A 16,035-nucleotide genomic window follows, 5' to 3' on the forward strand; every position below is an offset into this window, starting at 1 on the left:
CGCATGGTCACATCTTCTACTGATGAGAAGAAAGAGGGGACGCAGGTGCCCGGGCGTCTCGTCTACGGCGCTTGCCCCCATGACTGTCCCGATGGATGCGCTTTAGAGACCGTGGTTGACGAGCAAGGGAGGGCGGTCAGTCTGCGCGGGCGGGCTGATCACCCCATTACTCGTGGCTGGCTCTGTGCCAAGGTCAATCGCTATCTGGAGCGTGTCTATCACCCCGAGCGCCTGCTGTATCCCCAACGTCGTCGGGGAGCCAAAGGGAGTGGCTCCTTCACGCGCATCAGCTGGGAGGAGGCTTTTGCTGAGATCAGTGAGCGCTGGCGGCGCATTATCGCCGAGCATGGAGCCCAGTGCATCTTACCGTACAGCTACGCGGGCACGCTGGGATTAGTCAATGGGGCAGTGACCGACTCGCGCTTCTGGAATCGTCTCGGAGCCTCGCGACTCAAGCGCGCCATCTGCGGATATGCTGCCGAGGAGGCGGTACGCCTCACCATTGGCTGGCGTCTGGCTCCTTCCCCAGAGATGTTGCTGCAGAGTCGACTGATTGTGATCTGGGGCAGCAATCCGGCAAGTACGGCCCCGCACATCATGCCTTTCCTGCGGCAGGCACAGCGCCAGGGGGCGCGAGTCATCGTCATCGACCCGGTGCGCACTCTGACGGCCCGTTCTGCCGATTGGCATATCCAGCCCTATCCTGGAACCGATGCGGCCCTGGCCCTGGCTATGATGCATGTCATTGTCACCCGCGGCCTGCACGACCAGGCCTGGATCGATGCTCATACCCTTGGCTGGGAGCAGCTGCGTGAGCGCATCATGCGTTATCCACCTGAGCGCGCGACGGCGATCACCGGTCTGCCGGTCGAAACCATCACGGAGCTGGCCGTCACCTATGCCACTACTACCCCAGCTATGTTACGTGTGACCGATGGCATCAATCGCCATACGAATGGTGGGCAGACTGTCCGTACACTGCTCTGTCTGCCGGCCTTGACCGGTCAATATGGGCTGGCTGGTGGAGGGGTCATGTATAGTACCAGCGACTGGCTGCGGTGGGACGCTGAGGCGGTCAAACACGAGCATGACCCGGCCTGTCCACCAGCGCCGCGCACCCTCAACATGAATCGTCTGGGGGCCTTGCTGACCGGCGAAGCCGATCCGCCCATCTATGCCCTCTATGTCTATAACGCCAATCCGGTGGCCTCCTCTCCCAACGCTGGCAAAATCGTCGAAGGCCTCCAGCGCGACGACCTCTTTGTCGTAGTCCACGACTTGTTTGAAACTGATACAGCGCGCTACGCTGATATCTTGCTGCCGGCGACCAGCCAGCTTGAGCAGACCGATCTCCATAAGGCTTATGGCCATCTTGCGCTGCAATACAACGCTCAGGCCATTGCCCCACTGGGAGAGGCGCGCAGCAACTGGGATGTCATGCGCGGACTGGCGCAGGCATTGGGCTTCACCGAACCCTGGCTGCAAGAAGATGCCGAAGCCGTCATCCGGGGAGTGCTGCAGGCCACAGCGGCACACTCGCCGTTCCTGAAGGACATCACCCTGGAGCGCCTGCAGCGCGAAGGGTGGGTGGCGCTGGCCATCCCGGAAGCGCAACGCCTGCCTTTCGCCGATGGACGCTTTGGCACCCCTTCCGGCAAAGTTGAGTTTTACTCGCAGCAAGCGGCAGAGCTAGGTTATGATCCCTTACCCGACTGGGTCCCCGAGGGCGAAGCATCCGCTGGCTTTGGAGCCAACGGGCAGCGCGAGCGCCTCGTGCTGGTCTCGCCGGGCGCGCATCACTTCATCAGCTCCAGCTTTGGCAATGTAGCAGCCTTGCGTCGTAAAGAAGGGCGTCCCAGCGTTCGTCTCCATCCTGACGAGGCTCGGGCGCGCGGCATTCGGGATGGTCAGCTCGTGCGTCTCTCGAACGAACTGGGAAGCTGCCTGGTCTTTGCCGAAGTAAGCGATGAGGTACGTCCAGGTGTGTTGGCGGCCTGCTCCGTCTGGTGGCCGCGCTTCAGTCCCGATGGACGCAATATCAACTGGCTGACCTCCGATCGCCTGGCGGACTTCAACGGTGGCAGTACCTTTCACACCACACTGGTCACCATCGAGCCTGTCGCCGAAGTGCCACAGTCGTCCTTTGGCCAGTCGCAGGAGGTTGCCAGGAACTAGCTGGGGACAGGCGAAGAGCGGCGCTGATAGAAGATCTCGTAGAGCACCAGGGCCGTGGCAATCGCCAGGTTAAGCGAATCGCTGCGGCCCCTCATGGCAATGCTTACCGTGAGGTCACAGCTCGCCTGTTGAGCGGGAGAGAGACCTTCGCGCTCGCTCCCCATCAACAGGACCAGGGGAAGCGGATAGCGTAGGGAGCGATAGTCGGTCGCAGCGGCTCCGGAGGTACCGACCACGGTGCAGCCCGTTTGCTCCTTCCAGCGCCAGAACTCGGCTAAACTGGCGCGAATAAGCCTCTGAGAGAAGAGGGCGCCCATGCTGGCGCGGACAGCGTTAGGATCATGGGGGTCGGCGCAGTGATCGAGCAGCATCACTCCGCGAGCACCAGCCGCATCAGCGGTGCGCAGGATTGTCCCGATATTGCCCGGGTCCTGAGCGGCATGCAGCGCCACCCAGTAGTCGCCGGGAGCCGGTTGCAGCTCTTCCAAACGTTGCCAGCGTTGACGGACAACGGCGGCCAGACCCTGGGGACCCTCCTTTTGGGAGAGGCTGCTAAAAACTGTCTCGCTCACCTCCAGTATGGGGATACCTGCCCCCTGGGCCTGGGCCACAAGGGAACGGGCAAAGTCGCTACGCAGCAGAGAAGGCGCCACCACCAGCGTTTCAACGGGAGCCTCTGTCTGGAGCGCCTCCGCCACCAGGCGAATACCTTCGATGAAGAAGCGACCGCTGCGCTCGCGCTCATGGCGCTGGCGCAGGGTCCGGATCGCTTTAATACGTGGATTAGCGGGACTGGCAATCTGCATAAACCGGGTCTCTACCACAGGATAAAGCAAAGGCGGCTCTTGCCTCTTCCAACGACGAATGTTGTTGTCAGGCTGGCCCCGCTTATCATACCGTCTCTCCTCCAGAAAGGCAAGCCGCTCCAGCCAGTCCTCTCTCGATTGGCCAGAGAAGCCATTGCCGGCAGCGATGGCGGCTGCAGATGGCCTCTGGAGGGAGCTGAAGCCCGTATTTGTAAGAAGCTGCTGAGACTGTGCTATAATGAGCTTGACTCGCGGGTCTCATCTCGTCTTCAGGCATGAAGAGGGGAATGCATCGTGTGAAACAGCGATCAACCAGGCAGCAGGAGAGCAGCCTAGAGCGACAGCAGCGGGAGCTGCTCCGCCACATCATAGATATCGGTGCCTCATTACGCCTGGGAATGGATACTGATACGTTGCTACAGCGCGTATCGGAAGCTGCCTGCAAGGCGCTCCGTTTTCGCTATTCGGCGCTCTATCTCAACAACGGGGCCGGTTTTTTTGAGGCGAGGGCCTCGGCGGGCCTCTCGCCGGAGCAGCATCGCTACCTGATCGAGCACCCCCTGCCCGAGGAGGCGGTCAAGAAGCTGATCTGCGAGCGCTACCGCATCGGCAACTCCTACTTTGTGCCCAAAGGCGACCCCATTTGGCGCGACGCAACCCTCGCCAGCTTCTTCATCATTGTCGATGATCGCGTCGAGGCTGTACCTCTGGACTCCACCCCGCTAGGCGAGCCAGATCTTGGCCCCGAATGGCAAGTTGAGGATCTGCTCATCGTGCCTCTGCGCGGCGCCGATAACTCTCTTCTTGGCTTCCTGACGCCCGATTCTCCTCTCAACGGCCTGCGCCCAACTCTGGAGATTCTGGAGCTGTTTGAATTGTTTGCCAACCAGGCGGCAATTGTTATTGAAGGCACGCGGCTTTACGAAGAGCTGAAGCGGCATAGCGAGGAGCGGGCAGCCCTGGTCAAGATCGGGAGAGCGCTCTCGGCCCCTGAAGACCCGGGGGACCTGCAGAGCATCTACCAGGCCATTTATGACCAGGTAGCGCCCATGATGCCGGTCGATGCCTTTTATATCGCCCGCTATGTCCGCGATGTCGAGGGCGAGAAGCTGGTAATGGAGTTCTTAATCGACGACGGGATCAGGTATCCTGCGGTCGAGTTCGGCCTCATTCTGCCGCAGACGCATGATATTCTCTTTCATGAGCCAGTTGGCCGACTCATAACGACCAGTCGAGAATTTCTTGAATTTGCGGGTCTGGCAGCGAGCGACGAGGGGTCGAATCTCCTTGGGAGCAACCGACCGGCGGAATCGATTCTCTTTGTCCCACTGCGCTATGGAGAAAAAGTGCTAGGGCTGCTCTCCGTACAGTCCTATCGTCCCCATGCCTACACCCAGAGGCATCTAGAGCTTCTGAAAGAGATTGGCATTCAGGCAGCCATAGCTATGAATAACGCGCAGCTCTATACAGAATTGCGTGAAGCTCTCAAGCAGGCGCAAGAATCTGAGCGCCTGAAGAATCACTTCCTGATGACCGCCTCGCACGAGCTGCGCACGCCGCTGACGGCCATTCAGGGCTATCTAGAGCTGCTGGGAGATTTTGGGGAATCGCTCGATGAAGAGGCCAAGGCCCGTTTCATCAACAACGCGCGTCGGGCCTGTGAGGAGCTAGTCTTGCTGCTTGGCAATGTCATGGATGCCAGCCGCATTGACCAGGACCGTGTCATGCTCAAAATGGAGCCGGTGCAGATTATTCGTCCTGTCATGCTTATCCTGGAGATTCTGGAGCCGATCCTGGTGCGTGAGGAGAGAAGCATGACCATTGAGGTACCCGAGGATCTGCAGGTATGGGCAGATGATCTGCGGCTGCGTCAAATTCTCCTCAACATCGTTGGCAATGCGCTCAAATACACCCCAGTGGGGTCGCCCGTCGCCATCTCGGCGCGACCTCTGAGCTGGGAAGAACTCTGTTGTCTCCCCTCTTTGGCGGGGCAGCACTGCCCGGCCAGGCCGCCGTCGGGCGCTTTTGCGCTGATTGCGGTGCGTGACTGGGGGCCGGGAATCTCGCGAGCAGATCAGGCGCGCCTCTTTACCAGGTTTATGCGCCTACCCAACGCTCTCAACAGTATGCAGCGCGGTGCAGGGTTAGGGCTATATCTCTGTCGTCAGCTGACCGAGGCGATGGGAGGCTCAATCTGGATGGAGAGCGAGGGAATCGCCGGCGAAGGCTCGACCTTCTACATCGCGCTGCCGCTCTATTCTGAGGAACAGTGTAACAAGGAGTGAGTTGTAGGTGACGAAGGAACTCTCTTTTGCGACAGCTCATGATCATAAGACGAGCCTGGCCAGCGCTATGGCTTTGATGACTGCTGCTGGATACAGTCGTGCAGATATTCATATGCATACGAACCTTGGTGACGGTTGGGCCAGTCCGGCTCAGGTCATCAAGGAGGCGCGGCGTCGTGGATTACGACTCATCGCTGTCACCGATCACGACCACCTTGAAGGGGCCTGGCGTGTGGCCGAATTGCTTGCCAGGGAGCAGGCTATGGGTCCAGACGGAGACGGTCCGGAGCCGGTGACGCCTCTGGAGCTGGTGATCGGGGTCGAGGTTACCACGCGTGATGGCCATCTCCTGGGACTCTTTGTAGAGAAGGCCCCTCGTGCCCAGCGGCCAGTAGAGGAGACCATCGATGAGATCAAAGCCCAGGGAGGACTGGTCATCGTGCCTCATCCCTTTGGGCGCCTGGTGCCCAGCTTGAGCCGCGCCAGGATCGAAGGGCTTCTCAACAAGGGCTACTGTATCGATGCCCTGGAGATGTACAATCCCTCGCCAGCTAACGCCTCGCAGCGCCATAGAGTGCGCCTGGCTAACCAGCAATGGCAGCTGGCGGAGGTAGGTGGCAGCGATGCCCATTTCTGGCAGCACATTGGCGTAGCCTACACGCTCTTCCCCGGGCAGAGTGCGGAGGAACTACGTCAGGCTATTCTCCAGCGGCGGGCCGCGCCTGGCGGTCAAGAGGTGCCAACGCCGCGCTTGCCGCTCGGCGTCTATGTGGCGCAATGTGCCTGGAGCTGGCTGGTTGATCCTCCTCGACGCGCCTGGCGCGCGCGTCGCAATCATCAGAATCATCGTGGCCTGGTGGTGCGATAGATGAACGTAGCTCAGTGTGGCTGAAAAGTAATCGATGAGGGAGGGAGCTGGGGAGGAGCTGCTGCCCGCCCTCTCAGGCATGCTCCCGACCTGTGCCCATGCATACAGTCGAGCGGCTCGCTGCCGCGCCGCTCAAGGCGCTCAAGGAAGAGCGTTCCGCCTCCGCCTTTCTCCTCACTGTGAGTCTCTGCTCCTTTGTATTTTTTGGGGGCCTCATGTGACTTGCTCCCAGACTCTGATTGGCCTCCGGCAGATAGCAGGGTAGCAGCTGCTCCTCTGGGAAAGATGAGTGACTCCTCAACCTGTTCAAGTAACATATAATAGAGGGTGATATTCGGCCAGCGGTAACCGCTACCCTAGAAAGAGAGTAAGCTTTCCATGAACTTATACGAACAATTGCAGGTCATTCATGAGCGCCTGAACAACATCGGGGCCCATGAAGACAGCATTGCCCTGGTAGAGAAGCTGCTCAAGCGTGCCGAACCCACCAGGTATGACCGGACTCAAATCTCCCAGATGCAAGTCTTAAGACACATGCTGCGCATGCCCGATGTCATCGATAATTACGATATCTATAACGATCTGCAAGAGCTAATGGGAGAGCACTCCGAGGTCGAACTGATGGCGCGCGAAGAGGCGGCGCCTCCGGCCTATGAAGACACGACACGCCGGCCCAAGCCACGCTCCTACTATAAAGCGCGCAAGGCCAGGGAGAAGAAAAGCAGCTAGATTGCAATAAAAGCTGACTCTTCCCTTGGCCCTTTCTTTTCTGAAGGAAGCTCAGAGCGCAGCGGTGGCCAGTTGGCTAGACAGTGTAGTAGGCCAGGTGGGCCACAGCGAAGGGGAAGCGAAGGCCAGGACCTTGAAAGCTGAGGAGGCAGGTCAGATTCCCGCCAAAGCGCGAAGAGGGCCGGGTCCTGGTTACCTGCGCTGCAGGCTGCAGCGTACGGCAACAGACAGGGACCTGCCGCAGACGCTTACGCTTCTGCTGGGGGAAGATGGCCTTGCCCCTCTGAAGCCGATCCATCTGTCAGAAGCCGTCGCTTGAGAAACTGGAGCTGCTGCTCTACTTGCTCATCCCGATCAAGGCGTTCCAGCTCACGATCCAGAGAATCGCCGCCAGCGGTCAGGAGAGGAGGAGAGAGAGGGCTGTCCAGCGTGCCCTGTTCGAGGAGAGCGTGCAGGGCGCTGGCGCGAGCTTCCGCTGTCAGGATCTTCTCATGGGCGCGCTCCAGGGCAAGCTGCATTTCCGTCATCTCCGTGCTCAGACCTGAGAGCGCTTCTTCGATACGGGCCTGGGCCTGAGCGGCACTATAGCGAGCCTTCAAGACCTCTTTCTGAGTACGAAAGGCCTCCACCCGCATCCTCAATCGCTGCTCCAGCTCAATCAGCTGTTCCTTTTGCGCACGCACCTGCCCAAGTTGCTGCTCATAGCTATTGAGCTGAGCCAGCAATAGCTCACGGCGCTGCAGAACCAGACGGGCCAAATCTTCACGATGAGCGCGAAGAGCATGAAAAGCCTGCTGCTCATAGCGCTCTGCCTGGCGTTGTAGCTCTGCCTGTTGAAGTTCCAGGCGTCTCTCGCTGGTCGCCACATCGGCGACGGCGCGGCGGAGCTGCTGAAGCTGTTCCACTTGTTTCTGATAAGAATAATCAAGCACCTGCGCCGGGTCCTCCGCTCGCTCAAGGGCGGCCTTACTGCGGATGCGCAGCAGCAAGGCCAGACGTGAAAGCAAGCCCATGATTGCCTCCTCTCGTACTGCTGGCCGTGTGCTTCCTGATTTCTTGCTCGTGCGATTGCTTACTGGTCTGGCGCCCGCGCCGTATGCGATAGTGCTGCTCTCGCCTGCCAGGCTGGTACTCTGCCGCTGGGCCTCGAAGATCTCGCTGTCGACATGATATCACAAACGAGGCTGCCAGGTTCCCTGGAGCCTGGGAGAACTGTCAGCCTATTCTCTCCCCCTCTTGACATTTGCGCGAGGAGGGGCTATAATAAATGCCGTCAAGAGTGAAACGCGGGCTTGGTGTAGCGGTAACATGCAACTTTCCCAAAGTTGAGATCACGGGTTCAAATCCCGTAGCCCGCTCCAGGTTTTGGTGAACGCCCCGCCCTGCGGGGCGTTCCTTTTTGTCACCTGTCCCCTACCAGCCCCTCCTGAACTGGCATGGCAAGCTTTTCTCTGCACGACCCCCGGAGGGGCGGCCACTCATCTGGTCTCCGCTGCTTGCGGGCGGCGTTCCTCCAGAGCGCGCTGCATCTGCTGCATATCGCGTGCCACGGTGCGCAGGCCCAGGAGGCAGATCAAGCCGGCCAGGAGCAAGGCGCTGGGGGCGGTAGTCAGCAGAGCGAAATGGAGAGAGCTGTGTTCCTTCAGCAGGCCGATCAGTGCCGGGGCAGAGGCATCGCCAAGCAGATGAGCGAGTAGCAAAGCGAGGCCCAGAGCTGTAGCGCGCACCTCTGGCAGCACTACATCCTGAATGACGGCATTCAAAGGACCAGTACAGAAATTGAGGGCCACGCCAGCCACAAAGAGCGTTGCCACGAAGAGGAAGAGCTGATGGAAGAGGAGAGCCAACAAGGCCAGAGGGGCTCCGATCAAGAAGCCCAACGTAGCCACCAACAAACGACCCTGGAGGAAGCGACGCTGGGCGCGATCGGCCAGCAGGCCCCCAAGCACTGTACCGACCAGACCGCTCCCAACCAGGAGCGCGCCCGCCAGCAGGCCCGCCTGGCTCAGGGTGAGGTGGAAATCTAGAAACAGGTAGGTTGGCAGCCAGGCCGAAGTTCCCCCAATGGTAAAGAAACTGCAGATGAGGGCGCCCAGGAGCACCCAATAGGTGGGAATGCGCACAATGGCTCGGGCCTGGCGCCAGAAATCGCTACTCAGGCTGGCATGGCCCTCAGCCACTAAGGAAGACGAAGAGGACTCAGATCGCTCCTGCGTCTCCTCCTCAAACGAGCCACGAGCAGGCTCATGGAGGCGCCAGGCCAGAAAAGCCACGACCAGCCCTGGCAGCCCAACCACATAGAAAGCCCAGCGCCAGCCGAGCGTATCGGCGATCAAGCCACCAATCACGAAGCCCAAGGCCGAGCCAATCAACGTCGCCGCCGCCCAGTAGGAAAGCACACGCCCACGTTGGGCGGGAGGGAAATAGTCACCCAGCAGCGAGAGCGAAGCGGGCGCATAGCCGGCCTCGCCGATGCCAAGAACCGAGCGCGTGATGAAGAGCTGGATGAAATTGCGGGTCAACCCCGTAATAGCGGTGGCGAGGCTCCAGAGGCCGACACAGAGACTGACGATGTTCTTGCGCAGCGTACGGTCAGCCCAGATGCCCAGCGGCAAGGTGGTCAGTCCATAGACGAGCAGGAAGGCGGAATTCAGGAGGCCAGCCTCGAAATCGCTGATCTGCAGATCGTGCTGGACCCGGGGGAGAATCGCCGGTAGAATATAGCGATCGGCGTAATTGAGCATGTTGATCACTAACAGAACGACCAGAGCAAAGCGTGCCTCGGCGCGTGTGGGCCGCCGTAGGCGCTGGCCTCTAGAGGCCGGGGTGACGGCGGTCATGTATCGGTAAACTCCTTTCTTTCTCTTCAGAGTGAAATTGCTACCCTAGAGATGCACAGTAATAGCGTAGCAGGACAGCGAGCAGCTCCAGCGGAAGACAAAAAGAAAGAAAAAGTGAAGAAGAGCAGAGCAAGCAGAAGGCCCTCTCTCCTGCCTGATGTCCGACCGACTCACTGGCGCTCAAGCTGCCAGGTTCGCTGCTGTCTCCCTTTGCCGGAGCCGCCTCGACCGCTGGCGAGCGCGCACTGGTGAGGCAGAGACATGAATCCAACCTGTCTGAAGATTCCGCCTATGGGCCTGCTTGTCGCGCGCTCCCCTTGCGTCAAAGAAGGCTATTCGCTTAGATGATACGTTGCCAGACCAACTTTGTTGCAGAGCAAGATTGCTCACCGCTTCGGGCCAGCGCTTGCAACCCTGTTGAAGACCCGCACGTCTTATCAGTGAAGTAAGAAGGGTACATAAAGAATCAGCTTGAGACAGGCCCGTGACCGTTTCATGATTGAAGAGTAAAGGCGTCTTCTGTTGTATACTCTTCAAGAAGAAGAGTAAGAGGCAGAGCGTCGCTTTCCGCTATTGAGAACGCTGACGCTCGTTGGCTGGCGTGGTTTGGTCTGAGCAGAAAGGAACAACATGCTAGAGTCACTGATCCAGTTCCTTCTCGATCATATTCTATTGAAAGCGCATCCAACAGTTATTTATAGTATTGTGGCACTCTTTCTTCTCTTAGAAAGCTGTGGAATTCCGGTGATCAACAGTACGCTCTTGCTCCTCACCGGTGCGCTGGTAACGCTTGGCCATCTTGATTTCTGGCCGTTGGCTGGGGCGGCGCTATTTGGGAGCTGTGCGGGGGCCTGTCTGGCCTACTGGATTGGCGAACGAGGAGGGCGTCCGGCGCTGACGCGGCTCATGAAATTCCTGCGCATCGACGAGAGCAAAGCGAACGTAGCGGAGGGCTGGTTTCAGCATGCGGGGGTCTGGATGATCTTCCTCTCGCGGATCACCCCTTACGTGCGTCCCTTTGCTTGTTTTCTAGCGGGGATCTCGCGTCTGAACCATCGGCGCTTTCTCCTGGCCACGTTTCTCGGCTCCCTGCTCTGGTGTGTCGTGATCATTCGCGTAGGCATGGTGCTTGGAAAGCATTGGCGCTGGGGTGTGGCCCTGATCCAGCAATATACCCTACCGGCCTGTCTGATCTTAGTGGCGGTCATGGTGCTCTCGTTTGTCGTGAGCCGTCTGCTACAGCGCAATCTCAGGCGACGTTTCCTGCAAAAGCGCTTGCGGCGCGAGGAGGATGAGCGCCAGCTGCTCAAGATCCAATGAGCTATGGAAAGCAGACTTGAACAAGAAGAAGAAGGGCAGTCCTTTCTCGCCGGGTTGCCGCATTATCGGGCGGGAAAGGACTCCCCCTTTACTTCTTAGAGGTTGACCACTGTCAAGCCGAAGATATCGCCGGCGGAGCGGATTTCTTCAAGGGCCCAGTCGGGGATCGGATCGTCGACAGAGATAATCATCAGAGCAATATCGGGTTGGGTACCGGGGCGACGTGGACGAGGAGCGCGCTCGATCGGTCCGACGTCCATATGGCGGATATTGACCCCAGCCTTGCCCAGGATAGTGCCCACGCGCCCAATCATGCCAGGTTGATCGGGATTGCGGCAGAAGAGAATATAGCCCTCGGGCACGAACTCTGTCCAGTAGCGACCCACCCGTACGATACGTGGCTCTCCATGCATGACGGTTCCGCTGAGCAGCTCGACCCGCTCCGCCTCGCTCTCGCTCTGGCCAGCGAAAGAGGCTCGACCATTGACATCCAGGACGCGCAGCGTCACCAGATTAGCGAACTCGCTGGACGTTGGTGACTTCTGCTCGGTGATCTCCAGTCCACGCTGCTTTGCTAACAGAGGAGCGTTAATCATATTGACATGCGCGTCCGAGATTGGTTCCAGCAGGCCCTTGATGAGAGCGGCCTGGAGGGGGCGCAGGTCATAAGCCGTAATCTCGCCGCTGTAAGACAGCTCGATGCGATGAAGGGGACCTGGCTGAAGCTGGGTATAGAGGCGCCCCATTTTCTCCAGCAGCGTCATATAGGGCTGAAGGACCTGCAGTGTCTCGGGCAGAATGAGCGGGGCATTGACCGCGGCGCGTGGGAAGCCACCGCGCAGAACCGTCACAATCTGTTCGGCCACATCGAGCGCCACCCCGACCTGAGCCTCCTCGGTGGAGGCGCCCAGGTGAGGAGTAGCCACCACCTGCTCATGGCTGATCAGCTCCCGCAGCAGGGGATGGTCGCGAATCGGCTCCTGGCTGAACACATCGAGTGCGGCGCCGGCCAGGCGCTGCTCTTTGAGGGCCTGTAGCAGGGCCTCCTCATCGATGATGCCGCCGCGCGCGCAGTTAATCAGGCGAGCGCTGGGCTTCATCAGACTCAACTCGTGAGCGCCGATCAGACCGCGTGTCCCGGAGGGGCCACTAGTCAGAGAGGTATGGAGCGTCACGAAGTCGGAGCGACGCAGCAGGTCCTCGAAGTTCGTCATCTGCACGCCCAGCTTGCTGGCCTGCTCCGCCGAGACGTAGGGATCGAAAGCGATCACCTCCATCTCCAGGCCGCGGGCGCGCTTGGCCACCTCGCTCCCGACCTTACCGAGGCCGATGATCCCGAGCACTTTATTGCGGACCTCGCTGCCCAGAAAGCGGCTCTTTTCCCACTTACCGGACTTCATACTCCGGTCGGCAGCGGGAATATGGCGCGCCAGGGCCAGCAGCATAGCGATGGTATGCTCGGCGGCAGCGATCACGTTGCCCAGTGGGGAATTCACCACCATGATGCCGAGGCGCGTCGCTGCCTCCAGATCGATATTATCCACGCCCACCCCGGCGCGCGCCACAATCTTCAGACGCTGGCCAGCGGTCAGTACCTCGCGCGTCACTTGTGTCTCGCTGCGCACGACGAGGGCGGCATAATTGCCAATGATCGAACACAGCTCAGCGGGAGAGAGGCCGGTACGAACATCGATCGTGGCCTCCGGCAGATGGGCGCGCAGAAAATCGATGCCCTCCTGAGCCACGCGATCAGCAATCAAAATCTTGACAGTCTCTGTTGGCGCAGGCTGCGCAGGCTGTCTATCCTCAGCCATCACCATAAGCCTTGCTCCCCTCTTCCAGCAGCGGCGTTCAGTGGCCTGTGGAGCCGAAAGAGCGCAGGCGCTGCTCCACCTTATCCATTGCCTCGGCCAGGTCCTCCTCGCGGAAGTAGCCCAGGTGGCCGACGCGGAAAATCTTGCCCTCCAGGTGCTCCTGGCCGCCGCCCAGCACGACGCCATCCTGCTCGCGCAGGGCCTTCATAAAGGCCTTAGAATTGAAGCCGTCTGGCAGGCGGACCGCCGTCACCGTATTCGAAGCATAGCGCGGATTAGCGAACAACTCGAGGCCCATCTCGTGAGCGCGGCGGCGCACATACTCGCCGGCCCGGCGATGGCGCTCAAAGATCGCCTCGCGGCCCTCTTCCAGCATCAGCTCCAGGGCGCGATCAAGGGCATAGAAGACGGAGACCGCCGGTGTCGTTGGATGCTGGCCGACCTCCAGCTTCTTGCGCGAGCTAGCCCAATCGAAGTAGAAGCGTGGCAGTTTGGCGCTCTTATTGGCCTGCCAGGCGCGTTCGCTGGCGGCAATCATCATCACCCCGGGGGGAGACATCCAGCCCTTCTGTGAACCTGTAAAGACGACATCCAGGTCCCACAGATCCATCTCCAAGGGGACGCAGCCCAGAGAGCTAACAGCGTCCACAGCGATCAGCGCGTCGGGATTATGCTGCCTGATCAGGGAGGCCAGTGTCTGAATATCGTTGGTCACTCCCGTTGATGTCTCATTATGGGTAACCAGCACGCCGCGGTAGGGGGGCAGCGTCTTCAGGCGGCTCTCGACCACATTCGGATCGGCCCCCTCGCCCCAGGGGAACTCGATGCGGCTCACCTGCAGCCCGTAGGTCTCGGCAATACGTGCGAAGCGATTGCCGAAAGAGCCGATCGTAATCGCCACCACATGATCGCCCGGAGAGAACAGATTTACAATAGCGCTCTCCTGGCCGCCAGTACCAGAGGCGGGGTATGTCAGAACTGGCGAGCGCGTCTGGAAAAAGTATTGCAGCCGTGCTGTGACACGGCGCAGAATAGCGGCGAATTCCGGCCCGCGGTGGTTGATCATCGGGCGGGCCATCTCTGCCAGGATCTCATCCGGCACCACGGTGGGGCCAGGGATACGGAGATTCTGCTTTGGGATCGGAGCCCGTGGCTCAACCTGGGGAACGGGGATTGAATTCTTTTCCTGCTGAACAGTCATGCACACCTCTTCTTCCTGAAACAGGACTCAAAAGCCGAGCCAGCCAGGCGGTACGTGCCAGCCAATATCTTGCCCCGTTGCAATAAGGCGCGGCGGGATAACATCGCTATTACCCGCCGCAGCCGATGGCGCTGGTCTGATGTTTTCCAGTATAGCCCTATTCAGCGAGGATGTCAAACGAAACGAGCCTCTGTCGACCTGCCGAGGCCCTCCTCTGCTCAGCAGCGTCGCAGCGGAGAGAGGGGAGGAAGAGCACAGAGTCGGGCGCTAGGGCGCAGCGACCTTGCTGGCCCGGGCGAGTTAGTGGGAGGCGCTCCCCTCGCCGATACGATGCAGTTTGACAAAATTCGTGCGTGCGCGACTGGCTATCGGGAGTCCTCCCATGATCACCACATGCTCACCTTCGCCGAGCAAGTGGTCGCTCAGGAGGCGCTGCTCAACAGTAGCGATCAGCTCCTCGGTGGTCCCATGCATCTCGATCAGGCGCGGCCAGACGCCCCACCAGAGAGCCAGCTGGCGATAGACGCGCTCCGAAGGGGTGTAGGCCAGAATTGGGCGGCGTGGTCGGTCTTTAGAGATCAGGCGGGCCGAGTTGCCCGAGCGTGTAAAGACCACAATCGCGCGCACACTGGCCTCCTCGGAGAGGGCGCGGGCCGCGTGGCTGACGGCGTGCTCCTGAGAGAGGCGTTGGCAATGTGGTGGCTGAGCGGTCCGATCGTCGGCCTCTGTCTCCTGAATAATGCGCACCATCATCGCCACAGCCTCCACCGGGTAGGAGCCGCTAGCCGTCTCGGCGCTCAGCATCACGGCGTCGGTGCCATCGAGCAGAGCATTAGAGACATCAGCGACCTCAGCGCGCGTCGGCGTTGGATTGGTCACCATTGACTCCAGCATTTGCGTGGCCGTAATCACTGGTAGCCCTAGCTGGTTGCAGCGAGCGATGACGCGCTTCTGGATTAGCGGCACCTTCTCCAGCGACATTTCAACCCCGAGATCGCCGCGGGCTACCATCAGGCCATCGGCTACCTCCAGAATCTCGTCGAGGCGCGCCACGGCCTCTGGCTTCTCCAGCTTAACAATCAGAGGGATAGCGCCCGTGGGCTGCTTCCTACCTGCTTGGGCGGCCATCTCAGCCTGCAGCTCCTGGAGAAAGCGGCGGGCCTCAAGCACATCCTCTGGCCGACGGACGAAGCTCAAGGCCACGTAGTCAACGCCGTGTTGGACGCCGAAACGCAGATCGGCGCGATCCTTCTCACTCAGTGCAGGGGCACTGACAGCCACACCTGGCAAGTTCATGCCTTTGTGCTCCTTGAGCAAGCCACCGTGAACCACCTCGCAGCGCACTGCGAGACCGTCGCTGGCAAGCACCCGTAGCTCCATCAGGCCGTCGTCAAGCAGGATGCGATCGCCAGGCTTGACGTCTTGAGCGAGCAGCCCATAGGTGGTGGGAATCACTGTCAGCTCAACGCTCTCTTCGGAGAGGGGAGCGCCCTCGCCGTTTGTGGCCGGTTCGCGCGTCGTGATAATCACCTGCCTGCCAGGCACCAGGCGCAGCGGCTGCCCGCCAGGCAAACTACCAACGCGGATCTTCGGCCCTTGCAGATCCTGCAGAATGGCCACGGGCCAGCCCAGCCGTGTCGAGACGCGCCGGATGCGCTCAATCACTGTGGCGTGCTCCTCGTGGGTGCCGTGAGAGAAATTGAGTCGGGCGACGTTCATCCCTGCCAGCATCAGCTGCTCCAGACGCTCCTCGCTGCTGCTGGCCGGTCCGATAGTACAGACAATCTTGGTACGGCGCATGAACAAACTATGCCCCCTCATACTCTGCATTCGCGCCTCATTATAGCAGAGAGAGTGCTGGCGAGCGGAGTGCTTCCTTTCCTGCCTGCCGGCTCCAGGGCTGAGAGCCTGCCTTCGTCCCGCTCATGGTCCTCTGTGATCTCGGCCTGATGGTCAAAAAGGCAGTGATAGGGGGAGCGGGCCCTGTCTTGGAAGAC

At 60.1% G+C, this 16,035-nt stretch carries 11 protein-coding genes and 1 tRNA gene; 6 read left to right on the plus strand and 6 right to left on the minus strand.

What is annotated here, in order from left to right; all coding sequences use genetic code 11:
* The first annotated feature begins 3 nt into the window (after positions 1 to 3).
* The gene (locus tag N688_RS05530; RefSeq protein ID WP_052888344.1) at positions 4 to 2,175 is read left to right on the plus strand and encodes a molybdopterin-containing oxidoreductase family protein; all 2,172 of its coding nucleotides are present in this window, start codon (positions 4 to 6) and stop codon (positions 2,173 to 2,175) included.
* On the opposite strand, the gene N688_RS05535 is transcribed toward N688_RS05530, so the two are convergent.
* The gene (locus tag N688_RS05535; protein ID WP_052888345.1) at positions 2,172 to 2,981 is read right to left on the minus strand and encodes a TrmH family RNA methyltransferase; all 810 of its coding nucleotides are present in this window, start codon (positions 2,979 to 2,981) and stop codon (positions 2,172 to 2,174) included. The genes N688_RS05530 and N688_RS05535 overlap by 4 nt on opposite strands.
* Before the next feature lie 296 nt (positions 2,982 to 3,277).
* Here N688_RS05535 and N688_RS05540 point away from each other — a divergent pair, with 296 nt between their 5' ends.
* The 3 genes from N688_RS05540 to N688_RS05550 all read left to right on the plus strand — a co-directional run bounded on the left by N688_RS05540 (position 3,278) and on the right by N688_RS05550 (position 6,863).
* A complete protein-coding gene (locus N688_RS05540) occupies positions 3,278 to 5,266 on the plus strand; it encodes a sensor histidine kinase (protein WP_162179502.1) in 1,989 nt (662 codons plus the stop codon).
* Between the two features lie 7 nt (positions 5,267 to 5,273).
* Positions 5,274 to 6,134 (plus strand): PHP-associated domain-containing protein, encoded by an 861-nt coding sequence (locus tag N688_RS05545; RefSeq protein WP_052888347.1) that lies wholly within the window; start codon positions 5,274 to 5,276, stop codon positions 6,132 to 6,134.
* 378 nt (positions 6,135 to 6,512) lie between these two features.
* Entirely contained in the window at positions 6,513 to 6,863 is a 351-nt protein-coding gene (locus N688_RS05550; protein ID WP_052888348.1) for a hypothetical protein, read from the plus strand.
* 248 nt (positions 6,864 to 7,111) lie between these two features.
* Here the strand turns inward: N688_RS05550 and N688_RS05555 are convergent, their stop codons facing one another.
* The gene (locus tag N688_RS05555; RefSeq protein ID WP_081838549.1) at positions 7,112 to 7,876 is read right to left on the minus strand and encodes a PspA/IM30 family protein; all 765 of its coding nucleotides are present in this window, start codon (positions 7,874 to 7,876) and stop codon (positions 7,112 to 7,114) included.
* Between the two features lie 273 nt (positions 7,877 to 8,149).
* Between N688_RS05555 and N688_RS05560 the strand changes: the two genes are divergently transcribed.
* Positions 8,150 to 8,224 (plus strand) — tRNA-Gly (locus tag N688_RS05560).
* 117 nt (positions 8,225 to 8,341) lie between these two features.
* Here the strand turns inward: N688_RS05560 and N688_RS05565 are convergent.
* Positions 8,342 to 9,703: a spinster family MFS transporter gene (locus tag N688_RS05565; RefSeq protein ID WP_052888350.1), complete on the minus strand. Its 1,362-nt coding sequence runs from the start codon at positions 9,701 to 9,703 to the stop codon at positions 8,342 to 8,344.
* A 630-nt stretch (positions 9,704 to 10,333) separates the two neighbouring features.
* Between N688_RS05565 and N688_RS05570 the strand changes: the two genes are divergently transcribed.
* Positions 10,334 to 11,023 (plus strand): DedA family protein, encoded by a 690-nt coding sequence (locus N688_RS05570; RefSeq protein ID WP_052888351.1) that lies wholly within the window; start codon positions 10,334 to 10,336, stop codon positions 11,021 to 11,023.
* A gap of 95 nt (positions 11,024 to 11,118) precedes the next feature.
* Here the strand turns inward: N688_RS05570 and serA are convergent, their stop codons facing one another.
* The 3 genes from serA to pyk all read right to left on the minus strand — a co-directional run bounded on the left by serA (position 11,119) and on the right by pyk (position 15,868).
* Positions 11,119 to 12,837, minus strand: a complete 1,719-nt coding sequence (gene serA / locus N688_RS05575) for a phosphoglycerate dehydrogenase (protein ID WP_052891384.1) — start codon at positions 12,835 to 12,837, stop codon at positions 11,119 to 11,121.
* Between the two features lie 37 nt (positions 12,838 to 12,874).
* Positions 12,875 to 14,038 (minus strand): pyridoxal-phosphate-dependent aminotransferase family protein, encoded by a 1,164-nt coding sequence (locus tag N688_RS05580; RefSeq protein ID WP_081838551.1) that lies wholly within the window; start codon positions 14,036 to 14,038, stop codon positions 12,875 to 12,877.
* A 300-nt stretch (positions 14,039 to 14,338) separates the two neighbouring features.
* The gene (gene pyk, locus N688_RS05585) at positions 14,339 to 15,868 is read right to left on the minus strand and encodes a pyruvate kinase (RefSeq protein WP_202901846.1); all 1,530 of its coding nucleotides are present in this window, start codon (positions 15,866 to 15,868) and stop codon (positions 14,339 to 14,341) included.
* Positions 15,869 to 16,035 lie beyond the last annotated feature (167 nt).

It is taken from the genome of Thermogemmatispora carboxidivorans, from assembly GCF_000702505.1.
Classification (GTDB): Bacteria; Chloroflexota; Ktedonobacteria; order Ktedonobacterales; family Ktedonobacteraceae; genus Thermogemmatispora; species Thermogemmatispora carboxidivorans.

Coding starts and splice junctions, on each gene's coding strand:
- N688_RS05530 (WP_052888344.1), top strand. CDS start 4: ATGGTCACATCTTCTACTGATGAGAAGAAAGAGGGGACGCAGGTGCCC.
- N688_RS05535 (WP_052888345.1), bottom strand. CDS start 2,981: ATGCAGATTGCCAGTCCCGCTAATCCACGTATTAAAGCGATCCGGACC.
- N688_RS05550 (WP_052888348.1), top strand. CDS start 6,513: ATGAACTTATACGAACAATTGCAGGTCATTCATGAGCGCCTGAACAAC.
- N688_RS05555 (WP_081838549.1), bottom strand. CDS start 7,876: ATGGGCTTGCTTTCACGTCTGGCCTTGCTGCTGCGCATCCGCAGTAAG.
- N688_RS05565 (WP_052888350.1), bottom strand. CDS start 9,703: ATGACCGCCGTCACCCCGGCCTCTAGAGGCCAGCGCCTACGGCGGCCC.
- N688_RS05570 (WP_052888351.1), top strand. CDS start 10,334: ATGCTAGAGTCACTGATCCAGTTCCTTCTCGATCATATTCTATTGAAA.
- serA (WP_052891384.1), bottom strand. CDS start 12,837: ATGGCTGAGGATAGACAGCCTGCGCAGCCTGCGCCAACAGAGACTGTC.
- N688_RS05580 (WP_081838551.1), bottom strand. CDS start 14,038: ATGACTGTTCAGCAGGAAAAGAATTCAATCCCCGTTCCCCAGGTTGAG.
- pyk (WP_202901846.1), bottom strand. CDS start 15,868: ATGCAGAGTATGAGGGGGCATAGTTTGTTCATGCGCCGTACCAAGATT.